The 16,541-nt window shown below is 63.3% G+C and carries 11 protein-coding genes; 4 read left to right on the forward strand and 7 right to left on the reverse strand.

From position 1 onward, the window contains the following. Nucleotides 1-25: 25 nt before the first annotated feature. From IRI77_RS08810 to tkt, 5 genes are all read right to left on the reverse strand, one after another. The gene (locus IRI77_RS08810; protein ID WP_194448977.1) at nt 26-421 is read right to left on the reverse strand and encodes a hypothetical protein; all 396 of its coding nucleotides are present in this window, start codon (nt 419-421) and stop codon (nt 26-28) included. Next, entirely contained in the window at nt 418-765 is a 348-nt protein-coding gene (locus tag IRI77_RS08815; protein WP_194451699.1) for a hypothetical protein, read from the reverse strand. Before IRI77_RS08815 ends, IRI77_RS08810 begins: the two co-directional genes overlap by 4 nt. Before the next feature lie 845 nt (nt 766-1,610). Then, nucleotides 1,611-3,173 (reverse strand): carboxypeptidase regulatory-like domain-containing protein, encoded by a 1,563-nt coding sequence (locus IRI77_RS08820; protein ID WP_194451700.1) that lies wholly within the window; start codon nt 3,171-3,173, stop codon nt 1,611-1,613. Further along, a complete protein-coding gene (locus IRI77_RS08825; protein ID WP_194451701.1) occupies nt 3,170-4,309 on the reverse strand; it encodes an MSCRAMM family protein in 1,140 nt (379 codons plus the stop codon). The genes IRI77_RS08820 and IRI77_RS08825 overlap by 4 nt, the downstream gene beginning before the upstream one ends. 334 nt (nt 4,310-4,643) lie before the next feature. Continuing rightward, nucleotides 4,644-6,734: a transketolase gene (gene tkt / locus IRI77_RS08830; protein WP_194451702.1), complete on the reverse strand. Its 2,091-nt coding sequence runs from the start codon at nt 6,732-6,734 to the stop codon at nt 4,644-4,646. Nucleotides 6,735-7,620: 886 nt separating this feature from the next. Between tkt and IRI77_RS08835 the strand changes: the two genes are divergently transcribed. After that, the gene (locus IRI77_RS08835) at nt 7,621-7,977 is read left to right on the forward strand and encodes a hypothetical protein (RefSeq protein ID WP_194451703.1); all 357 of its coding nucleotides are present in this window, start codon (nt 7,621-7,623) and stop codon (nt 7,975-7,977) included. Between the two features lie 488 nt (nt 7,978-8,465). On the opposite strand, the gene IRI77_RS08840 is transcribed toward IRI77_RS08835, so the two are convergent. Further along, nucleotides 8,466-8,996: a hypothetical protein gene (locus IRI77_RS08840; RefSeq protein WP_194451704.1), complete on the reverse strand. Its 531-nt coding sequence runs from the start codon at nt 8,994-8,996 to the stop codon at nt 8,466-8,468. 715 nt (nt 8,997-9,711) lie between these two features. On the opposite strand from IRI77_RS08840, the gene IRI77_RS08845 reads away from it, so the two are divergent. From IRI77_RS08845 to IRI77_RS08855, 3 genes are all read left to right on the forward strand, one after another. Then, nucleotides 9,712-11,463: an ankyrin repeat domain-containing protein gene (locus IRI77_RS08845; RefSeq protein ID WP_194451705.1), complete on the forward strand. Its 1,752-nt coding sequence runs from the start codon at nt 9,712-9,714 to the stop codon at nt 11,461-11,463. 278 nt (nt 11,464-11,741) lie between these two features. After that, complete coding sequence (locus IRI77_RS08850; protein WP_194451706.1) at nt 11,742-12,086, forward strand: PadR family transcriptional regulator; 345 nt, start codon at nt 11,742-11,744, stop codon at nt 12,084-12,086. Then, nucleotides 12,079-14,787, forward strand: coding sequence for an ABC transporter permease (locus IRI77_RS08855; RefSeq protein WP_194451707.1), 2,709 nt, complete (start codon nt 12,079-12,081; stop codon nt 14,785-14,787). The genes IRI77_RS08850 and IRI77_RS08855 overlap by 8 nt, the downstream gene beginning before the upstream one ends. Nucleotides 14,788-14,889: 102 nt before the next feature. On the opposite strand, the gene IRI77_RS08860 is transcribed toward IRI77_RS08855, so the two are convergent. Next, on the reverse strand, nt 14,890-16,350 hold the full coding sequence (locus tag IRI77_RS08860) for a LamG domain-containing protein (RefSeq protein ID WP_194451708.1): 1,461 nt from the start codon (nt 16,348-16,350) through the stop codon (nt 14,890-14,892). Nucleotides 16,351-16,541: the final 191 nt, after the last annotated feature.

The raw sequence follows: 16,541 nt of genomic DNA on the forward strand, positions 1-16,541 counted from the left end.
CATGCTGCGTGAGAACGCCTTGATCTCACGACTTCACCACAATGGTGGCCGAGCAGTTGCTGCCGCTGAACACCACGTTGGTCAGGGCAACCTGGATGAACGATCCCTGTGGGTTGTACTGGTTCAGGGAAGTGTCAGTCGATGCTCTGTGCAGATGGCTGTAAACACCCGGTGTATATATACTGTCGCTTGCCGTCAACTTCAGAGTGGAGTGGACTTCGTTTGGACTTGCCGGGGCCAGCATCACGAACACGAAACCCGGCGAGGGGGTTGTCAGCCAGCCTTGCGAGGTGCTGGTCGAGCCGGCGACGGTCCAGTAGGAAGTATTGACTCCACTGGGATTGTTAAAGACCTCGGAATAGTAGTACGTATATGCCCATGCGGGCACGGCGAGGAGGGCCAACAACGCGAGGCGCCTCATTGGTTCTTCCCCCGCGCTTTTGACAATCCGAGAAACTCATCCAGATCGAAATCCGCTTTCTTCTTTCGGATCTCCGTTTCCAGATCCGTTTTATTGGACTTCCCTGTATCGAATGAAACCGCCCCGTCTTCACGAGAGGACTCGATCTCATCCAGAAGCCTCAATGCGGCGGCCGTTGGCCTGCTGGTGCTGAAGACGGCAATGGCCCATTTCCCGTCGTCGCTCACGACAAACTGGTAGTCCAGCACTTCGCGCTGCACCTTGTCAGCAGGGCTCGCGACGAACTTCGGACGCCGCGGGTCGTCAGGCGTCCCCTTGCCTACCAAGGGCACGACGGCGATCACCTTACGCCCGAGAATTCTGGATTGAGCGTGCGTCGGGGGAGAGAATCCGAGTAGAAGCGATAGAAATGCTCCATAAGTCCAGAGGCGTAGGTGCGGCGAAGGCATGGGCAGAAACTATCACGCCAGCAGACAGCAATACAACACCTCTGCTCCACGGCATTCCGTCGACAGACTCCAATTCAATGAATCCAATGGAGAAATGATTCTTCAATCGAATCCTAAAGCAGGCCGATGGCCTGTTGGCCTTTACGCTACCAGCCGACTCAATCCATACGAACTATTCATTAAATCGAAACCAGCAGCAGGTCTTTGTCTTGCGGACTTCCCGATCCGATTGAGCTGCGCCTCAATGACTGTTGACCCGACCGGCCCAGGCCGGCACCGGCGGGCAAGGAGGCCCGCAAGGCCCTCTGGCGGCACTCACCGAACCGAGCCAAGGTGGCGACGGGAAGGGGGACATCCTGAGAGTCTGTCACAATGAAAATCTTCCGAATCTAGAATAAATACGTTTCGAGGACAAGAATATCCGTAAGTTGTTGATTCCTCGTCGCAATTGGTTTATTCCGACAGGCTCCCGTCCCCCTGCGCTGTTTGACGACTCCCCCGTAGTCCCACAGCCCTACTGCGATAAAGGCTTCGACCCAGCGAAGGGCCGGCTGAGTGACAACACCCGAGGTCGTAAGTGGAGACCGCCCCGCGCTGGATTCCGTGTGGATGGAGACCCGTGCACCGTTGGAAGAGAACCGGACAACTGGGTTCCGTTCTCAGGTGGTTGGTGTTGAAAAGGAGTCAGCCTGTCCCCCGCCTCAGCCTCCTTGTCCCCCTCCTGCATGCGGCCCAGGACCTTACTCCGGCTCTACCTTCAAAAGCGGCACTACGAGGGTCTTCCGTTCACCTTCGGCAACCCTTAGCTGTGGCGCACCTGCCCGGTGCTTTTCCATAAGGATGTCTGGCCTCATGAACAGCGGCCAACTGGATGCGTCCAAGGCGAACACGTGGTAGACGCCCGGCGGAACTGAGGTCAGCACGGCTTTGCCAGTTGCATTCGGCTCGGAGTGGAGCGCAGACTCGGCATCCGGAATGGCGCCGCTGTCGGGCAGGAGCGTGACCATCACGGGCGGCAGCCCGCCAGTTGTCGTTTCGAATGTGACCTCGACACGGGCACCTCGCGGACTCAGCACAATGGCCAAGTCCGACACGCCCAGCTCCACCGCAAACCGCCTTCCCGTCAATCTACGTCCTGCCAGCGATACATCCCTCACATACCAGCCTTCCGGAAGTCCTTGGAGCCAGTAATCGCCGATGCCGTCCGTCAGGTTTGCCTGGAACACCCCGTTGCTATCCACATTGACTGGGGACCCGCCCAAATGGAGCCGAAGCTTCGAGAGGTCAGCGCTCCCGGTTCCATCGACCGTAATCCGTCCCCTGATTTCGAATCCGGTGGTCAACTCCAGTTCGATGTTCGAGATACTCTCATCGCGAACATTGAGCGTCAAGGGCTTCGAGGCTCTCCCTGTCTTGGGGTCCGATGCAGTCAGGACGTATGCTCCAGGCAAGGCCTCCAGCTTGAATGTCCCGTCCGGTTTTGAAGAGGCAGCCTGCACCATGGCTGAGGTAGCAAGTCCCAACTGGGTCGTACGCCGGAGGCTCAACGATGGGCCGGTACCAGCGGGCGCCGGTTTGATCTTTCCGCTGATGGTAATTGCAGGTTGGATCTTCAGATGAATATCATTCAACTGCTTCGTTTCCCCCGCTACGGTCTCTACCTGCTGTGCCTGCTCTATGGAGGTCGCATCCGGATAAAGGACGAGTCCAGCGGTCTTCGGCCATCGATAGCGTGAAGAAGTGCCGGCTGCACTTTCTTCGTGGGTGCTGCTGTACTCAACGGCCAGATAGTGTTTCCCGGGCTCCACATCCGCGACACGGTATTGGCCCAGATCATCCGTCACCGCGAACGCGTCGCTCTCATAAAACGGGTCCTGACCCGGTAAGCTCTGCCTCTTTTCCGTCCGGACAATCGCATGACTCACCGGATCGCCGTACTGATCGATGACCCGGCCGGCCACCACACCTAGCGGCATCATCTCCACAGTCACATCAGTTTCGGTCCCCGCGTTCAGTTCAATCCTGGTGCCCATGATCGCACCGCGTGCCATACGGTACCCATTGCGTGCGACGTTCAGGAGATGCCCACCGGCAGCAGGTGACCGCCCGGCGAACACTCCGGCGCGGTCGGTACGGCCAGAGATCCGCCGAGCACGATCTTTGTCCAGCACAACGCTCGCGCCGCCGACCGGGCTCTTGTTGATGCTGTCGACGACATGCACCCGGAAAGCCAATCCGGGCTCGCTCTGTGCGCATATCAGTTGCGTGGCGAGGCAGGCGAAAAGAATCGGAGTGATCTTCATTGCTGTGGCTTTGGTCCGACTATGATGATGAGCTTCCTGGCCGCCGAAGACTCACCGATCTGCAACTTCCAGTCTTTGACTGGTTGTCCGCCCAGCGTCACACTTCGAATGTCCAAGCTGCTGAAGGAGCTATGGAATCGAAGATTGTACTCACCTGGCGCCAATGCAACCGAGAATCTGCCATTTTGGTCTGGGTGACCTGTTTCCATGTGCATTGCGGACAACTGGCCGCTGCGGTTGAAGTAGACTGAGCCGAACTTCAGATCGTGCGGTTGCGAGCCCTCCACTCGGATCTCGGCGTCAATTTTTGGCATGGGGCGCAACACAATGTCGATGTTTTCCAGGTCCCGCCCACGGACTTCCACCGTCGCGAGTCCGAACTTCGGCGTATCAGGATCCAGGGTTTGCGCCGATATCGTGTAGGTGCCTGGGCCGAGGTCCGGGATCGCGAACGTTCCATTCCTTGCGGTGGCGTCGTGGCTGCCTTCGCCGGCGTCCCCCATGATCCAAAGCGATGCCTGTTCCGCGACGCTCCCTCCCTCTGATCGGAGACTACCGCGGATAGTGGCGGGAGGAGCAGGATCCAAGATAAAGTTGATACCCGATAGCGCGGAGCCGGCCTTTACGGGAACTTCAGCAGGCTTTTCCGCCCCTCCGTAATAAGCTGACGCGATCGTCAGCGGCATCGGGTCAAACTCGCTACTTCGCCCTTCACGGTAGGTCCCTCGCACCTGGTAGAGGCCGGGGTCCAGACCGGACAGGCGATATTCCCCCAAGTCATTTGTTTGCGCCGTGCCGGCCACGTCGAGACCACCTCCCGGGGCCTGTGAAATCAGCGCCTGAATCGTTGCGCCCCGCAATGCCTGACTGAGACTATCAGCCACCCGGCCGGTGATGACACCTTGCCGATGGACTTCGATCAGCAGCTCTTTCTGATCTTCGAAATCGGATCGTTCCAATTTGTAAAACCGATTGGTATATCCGGCCCGGTGCGCGATCAATGTGTAGTCGCCGGCCACGAGGCCGGAGAATTGAAACCGGCCTTCACCGTCGGTGAATTCGTCCCACTGGTTCTTGGATGTATAGACTTTAACGGCCGCCCGACGAACTACTTCGCGCGTCTCGGCATCGACCACTCGCCCGAAGAGAGGGGCGCGTGACTCGGGAGCGGGCGGTACCTGTTGCGCTGTCACAGCACAACAGATTGACAGGAGAACGACCAGCCACGTTTTCACTCATGCATAGGATATTTGGAAATCGCCCCCAAACTCAATCACCCAGAGCGTACAGAGGCGAGGGAGGAGGATCCAAATCGCTCACTTCGCGCGCGTTGGGCAGCCGGATTGGTCCCAAAATGGTCGACGTCCGGCGAATCTGGGAGAGGGGTGCCTTTTTCCTATTTCTCTCCTTTTTGGGACCTGGCAGCCCGTGACGGAAGTCGCGCAGCCGCGGGACTCCCGTCGCGGGCTGCTAGAGATTGGCCCATTGGGCCGGATTTTTCGCAATCTGGTTCCTGGCTTCGGTGGCGATGTGCTCGACGGTGAAGCCAAACCAGCCGCGGAGTTCTTTCAGGGGGCCAGAAGCTCCGAACGTCTCCATGCCCAGGCTGCAGCCGCGCAGACCGACATAGCGGCTCCAGCCGAAGGTGGAGGCGGCCTCCACGGAGACGCGCGCGGTGACGGCCGGCGGCAGTACGTTGTCGCGATACTGCGCGCTCTGATGCTCGAACAGATCCCAGCAAGGCATGCTGACGACACGGGCCCGCACGCCGTCGCGCCGCAGCACTTCAAAGGTCTCCAGGCATAGCGCCACTTCGCTGCCGGTGGCCAGCAGGAGGACGTCCGGACGGCCGCCGGGCGTGTCCGCCAGGATGTAAGCGCCGCGCAGGAGACCCTCGGCTGGGGCATATTGTTTGCGGTCGATGACGGGAATGGCCTGCTTGGAGAGGACCAGCGCAACGGGCTGGTGGCGCTGACCCATGACGATTCGCCATGCCGCGGAGACCTCGTTGGCGTCGGCCGGCCGGATGGTCATCAGGTGCGGCGTGGCGCGCAGGGAGGCGAGCTGCTCGACGGGCTGATGCGTGGGGCCATCCTGGCCAAGGCCAATGGAGTCGTGGCCGAAGATGTGGATCACCGGGATCTCCATCAGGCTGGACATCCGCATGGCGCCGCGCATGTAGTCGCTGAAGATGAGATAGCCGGAGCCGAACGGACGCAGACCGCTGAGGGCCAAACCGTTCAGAATGGCGCCCATGACGTGCTCGCGCACACCGAAGTGGAAGTTGCGGCCGGCCCGATGGTTGGCGTCGAAGTCGCCGGCTCCGGGAAAGCACAGCCGGGTGCGGATGGAGGTGCCCAGATCGGCGGAGCCGCCGAGTAGCCAAGGCACGCGCTCAGCGACCTTGTTCAGGGCGATGCCAGAAGCCTCCGAGGTCGCGATGCCTTCCGGATCGGCGGCGAAGGTGGGGAGGGTTGCGTCCCAGCCCTCGGGCAGCTCGCCGTGCAGCAGGGCGTGGAGTTCGGCGGCTGCCTCCGGGTACTGCTCAGTATAGCGGTCCAGCATCTCCATCCAGGCATTCCGCAGTGCGGCGCCGCGCCGGCCGATGTCGCGCGCGAAGTGTTCCCGCACGCCTTCCGGCACAAAGAACTCGCGCTCATCGTGCCAGCCCCAGGCCGCTTTCGCCATGTTTGCCTCGCGCAGGGTGAGCGGGCCGGCATGGGCGGCGCGGGTGTCCTGTTTGCCGGGCACGCCCCAGCCGATGTGGCTATCGATGATGATGAGCGTGGGGCGATCCGCCGTCTGGCCGGCGGTGGTGAACGCCTGGCCGAGAAGCTCGAGGTTGTTGGCGTCGGCCACACGCACCACGCGCCAGCCCTGCGCGAGGAAGCGGTGCTCGACATCTTCGCTGAAGGCGAGACTGGTCCGGCCTTCATTCGTGACGTGGTTGTTGTCGTAGATCCAGCAGAGGTTGGAGAGCTTCAGGTGTCCGGCGAGGGAGGCCGCTTCGGCGGAGACCCCCTCCATCAGGCAGCCATCGCCGCACAAGGCGTAAGTGCGGTAGTCGAATAGCGGAAAACCGGGCCGGTTGAACCGGGCGCCCAGCCACTGGGCGGCGATCGCCATGCCCACGGAGTTGGCGACGCCCTGGCCCAACGCGCCCGTGGTCGTCTCGACGCCCGCGGTGAGTTCGTACTCGGGATGGCCGGAGCAGTGGCTGCCCAGGTGCCGGAAGTTGCGGATGTCGTCCAGGGTGACGGTGAGTTGGCTGCTGCGCTCGCCCATGCGCCGCACGGCCTTCACCCCGCAGAGATAGAAGAGCGAGTACAGCAGCATGGAGGCGTGACCGACGCTCAGTATGAAACGGTCGCGATTCGGCCAGGCCGGGTCCTCCGGATCAAAGCGAAGGAATTCCTGCCAGAGCGTGTAGGCCACGGGAGCCATGGCGATGGGCGTGCCTGTGTGGCCGGATTGAGCGGCATTGACGGCGTCGACAGTGAGGGCGCGGATGGTATTGATGCAGGTCAGGTCAAGGCTGGTATCAATGGATTGGGTCGGCATGGAATGCTCCTGGTGGCGGGCACAAGGCACGCTCGAATTCGGCCGTTCCAGCGGAGCCCGAGCGGGCGGGCGATCGCCCGGGAACGACACCAGCACAGGGGCGCGCGGAGCGAAAAACTGATCAGGCTGAGTGAGGCGGTGCCGTCCGGTTGCCTGGGGAAGATCCGCCGCGTGCCCGGATCGGAAAACGTGTCGAAGCCTGGTTCCCTGGCGGGCGCTGGAATCAGCGGCGCATCGCAGGTCCGAAGAGTTCGTACCCGGTCAAAGGCATCCTCGTCTTCCTCGCTGAAGACCACAGCAGACCGCGGCCACCCCAGCCGGCTAAGGTCCCGGGTGACATTGTTTCCCGGCGACGCCTGCGCTGGAGGGCTGAAGGGGCGTGGTCCACGACTCGGTGGCCGGAAAAGGAACCGGGGCCGGCGGCGCTCCGGGTTTGGAGCCCGTAGTGAAGCCAGCGGGCAACGTGATGCCAAATGCGTGGCAAACGCCTTGTGGCGTGAAGAGGGGTTACCCATAGGGTCTGTTCGTTCCCTTACTTACAAAGCGGCGTGGGCCCGGCTGTCGCCTCTCTCAGCACGCCTGACGCGTTATACGGCGGTCTTACTGTCTACGACCATGGCCGCCCTCTGAAACTCTTCGATGGCCGCCCACACCGAGACCGATTCCCTGCCCCATTTGGGCGAGATCGACCATATTGTGCGCCAGGAAGACATACACAGGTTTCTCGCTGGGATCTGCCTGCCACCAGCCTCTGAAGGCGCCAGGCCAACTCACCGTCCCCGGGCTGCCCCGCCGCATGAAGTCGGGTTGATCGCTCTCCGGTACCACCGAGACGCCCAAACCGAATCCACGTCCCACGGCGAAGGGCCGCTGCCCGAGCAACCATGTGTTCTCGCGCTGGACCCCGGTCAGTTGGTTACTCATCATCATCGCAACCATCGAAGCCATCACGGACCGCGCAGCCGCTGCAGTGGGCCGTCTGACAGGGATGGCTTACACGCTGACTCACGAAGAGCTTCGAGCGAGAGTGGCTTCCGTCACGGCGGGAAGTTACGAGTTCGGCGAGCAATGGCTTCGGGAGGTCGTGAAAGCGGAAGAATTGCCGATGCCGGCCGGCCAGATGGTGCGCGGACTGCACGCTCTTACAGAGGGATTGGTCTTTCAACGGCTATTGACGCCGGAACTGGCCCCCGACCAAGTTATCCGCGCTGCCTTTGGCGCGCTAGCGAAGAAGCAACGCTAACAGCCTCTGGCCGAAGTCGCGCAGCGGGTGGGACTTCCGCCGCACACTGCCCAACCTGGCTTGCTGCAAGATGGCGCGCGAGGTTTGCGTCACAGCGTGCCGCTGGTTGGCATCGCCATGGCCGGGTTGCCCTTTGACGGGAAACGCCCTCGCGCGGAAGTGCTCCGCGATCTTCTTCTCGACTACCGGACCAGCGGCCCGGAGAACGCGCTTCCGTGAACCGGCCGATTCCGTGCTCTCCTGGGCGCGTTTCAAAGGACGGTGCGCTCGATGCAGCCGGCAGGCCGTCCCGTCACCAGGTGCTCCACCACAGGTTACGGATGGGACGCGCGATCGCGCTGCGTCACGTTGCTTTTTGGCATATGCGTTGCATCGGCAGAAGTCGGTGACGAGGGGGCATTGGCGCGGAGGAGGATCCGGAAGCAGGTTATTCACTCGTTATTGCCGGCGGATAGGCGCACCACCGTCCCCTTCCCTTGGTGGCCCGGCTACACGTCGAAAACGCGTTCCGGATGTTGGCGCGCATACTGTATCCAGGCCTCGTAGATCAGGGACTCATCCCGGGCAAGATCGGCTATTGCCTCAGCCCGGGTGTCCAATTCTTTCCCGCGTTCCTGGAGTCCCGATTGATTGAGAATGTCGTATGGGTTGCCATCCGCCTCGGTGCAGTGTGACAGCAGAGGAATCATCAGGTCCCTGGCTTCGGCAAAGCATCCTGCCAATTCGTGCAGTCCGAGTTCTCTAAGCCCCGCTTCCGTTGCCGCGACCAGGCCGGGTTCCCCGAAATTGCCAAAGTGCCACGTGATGCTGTCGAGAGCGAGACTGATATCGAGCCAGTGGGTCGCGGCCATAGCCCTGAGCCCGGGTGAAAGGTTCGCGATATTTGCCGCGAAGGCACCATCCTCGCCGTAGGGATCGCCGCTGGCACGCTCTGTCAATATGCGCTGTATCGCTTCCAAGAGATCAGCGTCGCTCAGTTCGAGCACTTGCCAAGTCCGCCGGCTGCTGTCTGCGTCCATTCACGCATTTTATACAACTTGATGCGTACAGCCGGCCGGTGATTTCCCTCAATAGCACTGACGAGACTGTGGTCGAAGCTACGTCTTTGCCGGAGGCTTTGCCGCCGGAGAAGAGTCCCCCGGATTCTCGATCCTTGCCGCACTCGGAGAATGGCTACGATTGGGAATTGGCTAAGCAAACGTCCAGGTGTTTACATGCGGGTCTCACCCACCTACGACTCGAGGATCGGCCTCGGCAACCGTTGGCCCGGACGCTGGATGATTCTGCTCTCCAGCGCTGAGTCTCCAAGCACCCGGTGACCACGCATTTTCGGGAGAGGATCCTGGCGATTGCCTGCGTCCGGCGCCCCCCGCTCGGGGTCTCCCCAGGCGGCGAGCAACTCGCTCCGCTCCGGTTCGACGGGCAAACTAGAGCAGCCCCACTCACTCACCGTGCCGGGGATCCTCACAATGCCCAGCGCGGACTGGATGCCGGCTCCACAGCCAATGCGGCTGGACCGGGCGGCTCGGGCTTCGCCTCTCTTCCGGCTTGACAGTCTGCCCGGCTGCATCCCAGAATTGATGTCTGGAGCACTTCAGGGTGCCGCCAACTCGCGGAAAGGGCTAAGCCCGCCTGAATCAAGTTCGAATGACGGAAGGAACGACTGTCCTTTCAGCCCGAAAATGCGAGTCATCGGGCGCAACCGGGCTCATTGCCCCATGAAAGGAGGTCGTCATGACCACTGTTCCCGCTCCCGGGCACCCCTCCATCGAGAACCTGAGGAAACAGGCCAAGACCTTGAAGAAGGCCTGGCAGGATCGCGAACCAACCGCCCTGCTCCGCATTCGCGCCGCGCATCCGCGCTTTGCCTCCGCTTCCGAAGCGGAGCTTGCCGCCGCGCCGCCCAAGCTCACTGATTGCCAACTCGTCATCGCGCGCGAGTCCGGCCATCCGAGCTGGCGCCACCTGCTCGTTTGGGCGCAGACCGCCAACCAGGATCTGGCCCACGAGTTCGTCAGCCTGGCCTGTCTCTGCTACGACGATCCACACTACGACCACCGCTCGTTACACGCCCGCGCGCATACGTTGCTGCGAAAGAATCCCTGGTTGGCGGAGGCGGACATCTGGGCCGCGACCTCGGCCGGCAATGCGGAGGCGGTGCGGTCCATGCTGGCCTCCTCGCCGGAGTTGGTGAACCAGCCGGGTCCTCACGGATGGGTACCGCTCATCTGCTGCTGCTACTCCCGCGTCAAGCCGTTGAGGCGGGCACACTCCACGCTGGAGGTGGCGCGTGTGCTGCTCGATCATGGAGCCGACCCCAACGCCTTCACCATGAAGGGCAACGCCGATGAGCGCCTGGACCAGACCGCGCGCCGCTTCACCGCGCTGACCGGGCTGTTTGGCGGCGGCTCCACCGGACTGGAGAACCAGCCTCCGCACCCGCGCTGGCGCGATCTGGCGGAACTTCTCCTGCAACGCGGAGCCGATCCCGCCGACGAAGAAGCACTGGACCATGGCCACTTCGACAAGCGAGGGTGCCTGGAGCTTCTGCTGCGCCACGGGCTAACCGCCGAGGCTCCTATCCAGCGCTCAACTACCGCGCACCGGCTTGCCGCCGGCACCATTCTCGGGCGGGCCCTGTGCCTTGCCGCGCGTCTCGGGCAGTCCGATACAGTCGGCCTGCTTCTCGCGCACTCGGCCCGCGTTGATGAGGAATTCGAAGGACGGACCGCGTGGGCGCACGCGATGCAGCGGGGCCACATGGACATCGCCCGCACACTGGAAGCGGCTGGAGCCGTGCCGGCCGCCCTGGAGCCCGTCGAGCAATTCGTGGCACTCTGCATGGCCGGCGAGGCGGAGGGCGTGCGCGCCCTGATAGCCGCCCATCCGGGGCTCCTCGACCAGGCGCCCAAAAACATGGTCATGCGCGCCGTCAACTCGAAGCGCAAAGAGGCGGTGATTCTGGCGCTCGACCTCGGGTTCGATCCCAACTGGCTGGAAGACAACGCCCCCCTGCACAGCGCCGCCTGGTCGGGCAATGAGGAGTTGGTGCGGACGCTGCTGGCGCGCGGCGCCTCGCTCACGCTGAGGGAACCCTGGTACGACGGAACGGCGATCGGCGGCGCGGAGTTCTTCGCGCACACGCGTCTGCGCGACAGGCTGCTGGACGAACCCGGCATCTGCCTGTTCGACGCGCTGGAGTTCGGCCGGCTCGACCGCGTGGCGGACATCCTAGCCCGCGATCCGAAGGCGCTCGACCACCCGTTCGCCCAATGCCTCTCGCGGCCTCCGAAGCCGGAAGACTGGGTCACGCCCCTGGGACGGATGGTGGAGCGTGGCAATACCGAGGCCGTCCGGGTCCTGTTGCTCCACGGTGCGAATCCGGCTGTGGGCCTTCCGGACGGCCGGCCCCTGCTGCAGGTAGCACGGGCCCAGCGCTTCCCGGCCATCGTGGAACTCCTGGAACAAGCCGGCGGATCCGAATAGGCCTCCCGACTGGGTCAAGAGTGGTGCGCCTTCAGCCGCAGCCCGTAGCGGATCCTTCAGCGGCACCGTCAGCAGTTCGACCGGGTCGCCGATCTTCGCGCAGACGGCGAGGAAGGCCGGCCTTCCGTCCGGGGACGGGATGGCCGCCTGATCGCGTGAACCCAGCTTCCACTCCACTTTCCCTTGCCGTCTTTCCCGGCCAGGAGCAGGCTTGGGGTGGCGCACAGTTTACTTGACCAACTTGGAAGTCGTGAGTACGATATGTGGGAGAGCAATATATGGCAACCAAATCAATTGACGCCGAGTGGAAGAAGGGGAGCGCGGAGTTGTTGATCCTTTCGTTGCTGGAGGGTATCCCGCGGCATGGTTACGAGATCAGCAAGCTGATTGAGCATCGCTCCGAGGGAGGCATCCGGTTCCATGCGGCGTCGTTGTACCCGTTGCTGTACCGGCTGGAGAAGCGTGGCTGGATTCAGGGGCGTTGGGTGGAGAAGAGCGGGCAGCGGCGGCGACGGTATTACCAACTGACGGCCACTGGCGTGAAAGTGCTGGCAGCGCAGCGCGAGGGATGGCAGGCGTTTGTAGCGGCGATTGGCCGGATCACAGGAGTCGAAAATGCCTGACTGGCAACAACTGATTCGTGAGCAACTGGCGAGCCTCCACCTGCAGCCGGAGCGTGAGGCGGAGATTGTCGAGGAGTTTGCGCAGCATGCCGAGGATCGTTACCAGGAACTGCGCAGCGGCGGGCAAGAGGAAGCCGAGGCGGTGCGGATCACGCTGGAAGAGCTGAGCGACCGGGAGACGCTGACGAGCGGACTGCATGGCGTGGAGCGGCGGGAAGCGCGCGACCGGGTGCTGCCGGGGAGCGGTTTGTGGAGGGACGTGCGATATGGATTCCGCAGCCTGCGCAACAGCCTGGGATTCAGCCTGGTCGTCATTGCGGTGCTGGGCATCGGCATTGGCTCGAATGTAGCGATGTTCACGGTGGTGGATGCGGCATTCCTGCGGCCGCTGCGGCTGCCCGAACCGGAGCGGCTGGTGCAACTCCAGGAGACGCCCCCCAGTGGCGGCAGCATGCCCGTCTCGTATCCGAATTTCGTCGACTGGCAGAGGCTGAGCCAGTCGTTCGAGTCGATAGCGATTGGCGGCTCATTTGAGGAGACGCTGCGGCAAAGCGGCGGCTACGAGCGGATTCGTGTCGGGTATGTGTCGGCGGACTTTCACAAGACGTACGGTGTCCCGCCAGCGATCGGCCGCGGCTTCGCGGAGAGTGACGACCGGGCGGGCGCCGAGCCCGTCGCGATTCTGTCCTACCGGTTCTGGCAATCGCACTTTGCCGGTGATCCGGGCGTCACCGGGCGCACGCTCCAGATCGATGACCAGATGTGGACGATTGTGGGGGTAGCCGGCTCATTTCAATGGCACCGCGGCGGGGATGTGTTTGTGCCCATCGCGTTCGGCCAGAGCAAGTATGGGCTGAGCATGCGGGAGAATCACAGTTCCACCGGTGTGATTGCGCGGCTAAAGCCCGGGGTGAGCGTGGTGCAGGCGCGGACCGAGATGCAGCAGATCGCCGCACAGTTGGCGAAGCAGTATCCAGGCGCCAACGGGGGCAACAGCGCCAGCGTGGTTCCGCTGCGGGAGTTCATGAGCGGCGGCATCCGGCAGCCGGCGTTGCTGATGTTCGGAGCGGTGGGCTTGCTGCTGTTGATTGCCTGCGCGAATGTGGCGGGCTTGCTGCTGGCGCGCGCCGCGGTGCGTCAGCGGGAGATCGCGATCCGGACCGCACTGGGCGCGAGCCGTCTGGAACTGGTGAGGCAGCTTCTCACGGAGAGCCTGTTGCTGGCGCTTGGTAGCGCGTTGACGGGGCTGGTGGTGGCGCGATTGAGCTTCGAGTGGCTGTTGACGGTGTTTCCGGCGGCGGAGAGCCTGGGCGGAATCGGGTTGGATCTGCGCGTGCTGGCGTTCTCAGTGGCTGCGGCGGGCCTGACGGCGGTGCTCTTCGGGTTGGCTCCGGCGATCCAATCGACGCGACTGAATGTGGCGCAGGCGATTCGGACAGGCGGCCGGGCGTCGCGCGGCAGTTCCGTGCGGGGGCGCACGCGGAAGCTGCTGGTGGTGGGCCAGGTGGCGATGGCGGTGGTGCTCTCGATTGGCGCGGGCCTGCTGGTGCGCAGCCTGATGGCGGCGTTCCAGACGGATCCGGGGTTCCGGCCAGAACATGTAGTGGCGGTGCCGATCCAGCCGCCCGACCGGAAAACGGCGGACCTGTCGGACAATGCCCGGCTGCTGCGCGAGGTGACGGACCGGCTGGCGGCGACACCCGGGGTGCTGGCGGTGGGCGCGATTGATCAGATGCCGTTCAAGAATGTGGATTCCTACGGTGACTTCTACCGGGATGACCGTCCGGTGCCCGCTCCGGCGGCGATCCCGAATGCGATGAAGGCGTCGGCGACGTCCGGGTACTTTGCGGCCATGGGGATTCCGCTGCTGAAGGGGCGGCTGTTTGTTCCGGCGGACGGATACCTGCCGTCCCTGCCGCGCGACCTATCCCGGGTTCTGGCGTATCTGCGGACCGTGGAGATGGCGGCGGTGATCAACCAGACGATGGCGAGCCGCTACTGGCCGGGCGAGGACCCGATCGGCAAGACTTTCCGATTCGGGCCGCCGTCGATGAAGGGGCCGCGGGTGAGGATCATTGGCGTGGTTGGCGATTCGCGGCAGCACGGGTTGGACCAGCCGATTGAGCCGCAGTACTATTTCTCGGCGAACCTGTTCCCGATTCTGAGCGCCACGATTGTCGTACGGACCTCGCGGGAGCCGGCCGAGATCGGGTCGCTGATCCGGACGATCGTGAACGAGAACCAGCCGGAAGCGATGGTCACGCAGGTGGAGACGCTGGAGACCATGATGGATCGAAGCCTGGCGGGGCGGCGAAACAATGTGCTGTTGTTGGGCCTGTTTTCGGCGATTGCGCTGCTGCTGGCGGCGTTCGGGTTGTACGCGACGATGGCCTATACCGTGGCCCAGCGGACGCAGGAGATGGGTTTGCGGATGGCGCTGGGCGCGGCGGCGGCGGATGTACGCGGCTTAGTCGTGCGGGAGGGTTTGGTGCTGGCGGGCGCAGGTGTGGCGGTTGGCCTGTTGGCGGCCGTGGTGGGCGCGCGTGTGCTGGCCAGCATGCTGTATGGAGTGGCGGCGACGGATGCGACGACCTATGCGGGCGCGGCAAGCCTGATGGTGGCGATTACCTTGGCTGCGAGTTATGTGCCGGCCTGGCGAGCGAGCCGGGTGGATCCGATGACGGCGTTGCGGAGCGAGTAAGGTACGTTTGACGGAGACCTCGATCGGCCAGGCGATCGCCAGATGGTCGCTTTAGCTGCGCGAGGTCCCCGCCTTTCGATCATGCCGCCAGCGGTGATTTCCTCAGAAGTCGCCGCGCGCTTTGCCGCCCGCTGGGATGGAGGTGATGGCCGTCCCGTTGAAGCGGAGTCCCAGCACGCTGACGCTACCCGTGAAGTTGGTTGGTTTGGTCACCGCGAACTGGACGGTGCCCCGATTGCCTGCGAACTGCTCGAGGCCGGGCAGCGATCGCAGGGTGGTGGCCAGTTTTCCGAAGGGTGGCAGGTCAACCGAAGCGGTGCCGATCACCTTCCCGTTTTCGTCGGTCGCCGTGATACCGACTGTCGTCGCTACCGGACTGGGATTCAAAATGGCGGCGGCTGAGATAAGGCTGTTCCTGTCGTCATAGACCAGCATCTGGAACTGGCCGCCGACACCCGCGAATTGCACCACCGCCTCCTGATCGGGCGCGCCGGGCGTACTCTGCCGGAACACGCCGTACCCTGTAATGCCCACCGGCAAATAGGCCGTTACGTAGCCTTGCACCAGGGATCCCACATTGGGAGCCTCAATGACCGCGGAAGCGCCTGGCTCCAGGTGGATCGCCTGGGAACTGCCTCCAATCGACGGCACGGTCATCGGTTTGCCGTCGTCGCCAGTGAAGCTCACAGGAATTGTCAACGCCGCGGTGCTGGTATTGGAGAAGTAGAGCGCCGAAGCCCAGCCGCCGCCAAAGGCGAACTGACCCAGGATTCTCCTGAGCCCTGGCGCGCCCAGCATCAGTTGCAGGTTCTGTTCCGGCGTGAGCACCGTGCTGAAGACCGCAACCTCGTTTACATTGCCTTCAAAGGCATCGTCGCCGTTCGCGGCGCCTCCGATCGTGAAAGGCGCCGAGCTTTGGATGGGGCCGGCGCTGATGTTATCGACGACCGTGGTCATGGCAAGCGGCACGCCGTCGGAATAGAGCCGAACGCCACTCGCCTTGCCGCTGCCGTCGTAGGTCGCCGCCACCAGATGCCAGCCTCCGTCGTTGACCGAGATCGTGCTTTCCACGCTCAGTGTGAGGTTGTCGCCCGAGACGAAGACCAGGGCCAGCCTGCCGCCTGCCTGTGGAGCCCCCAGGCTGCCGTTGTCCACGAGGAGGCCCCAGCCCGTGGCCGCCTGCGGGTCGAACTTGGCGGCCACAATCATGTCTCCAGGCGTTTGCCGAATTGTCCTGATCCAGGCCAGGATCGTCATCGGGTGGAGCGCGTCGAGATTCAGGGCGGAACTGGAGGGCGCTGGTATCGTCACGAAGGATGGGCCGGAACTGTCGAACACCGCGGCGGGCGCGGCTCCGCTCCCTAGCGGCCCCACTGCGCCAGTGAAGGTCAGGTTGCTGCCTGGGGAGCCCGCGGCGCCATGGCCCGAGGCATCGTTGGCGTTGCCGTGCAACGGCCAGTAGCCGATTGGCTTCATCGCCAGCAGGTCAGTTGAAAACTGAGTTTGAGCGGCCAATAGCGGCGCCACCGAGAGCGCCAGAACCAACTGCGCAAAACGCATCATGAACCCCTCCTGCCTCGTGGATGACGTTGACCGTGGCTCCAGTCCTCATATGAGGCGAATTCAGGACCGGTCCCAACGGCTGCGACTCTCACCTCTTGAGGCAGCCGGCAGCAGGTGTGCCCGCCATGCCGGCCGCTGAGAGTGCAGCCCCCGGAGGACCTAAGTATACTGGGCAAAGATCCGACTGGTCC

The organism is Paludibaculum fermentans, assembly GCF_015277775.1.
GTDB classification, from domain to species: Bacteria; Acidobacteriota; Terriglobia; order Bryobacterales; family Bryobacteraceae; genus Paludibaculum; species Paludibaculum fermentans.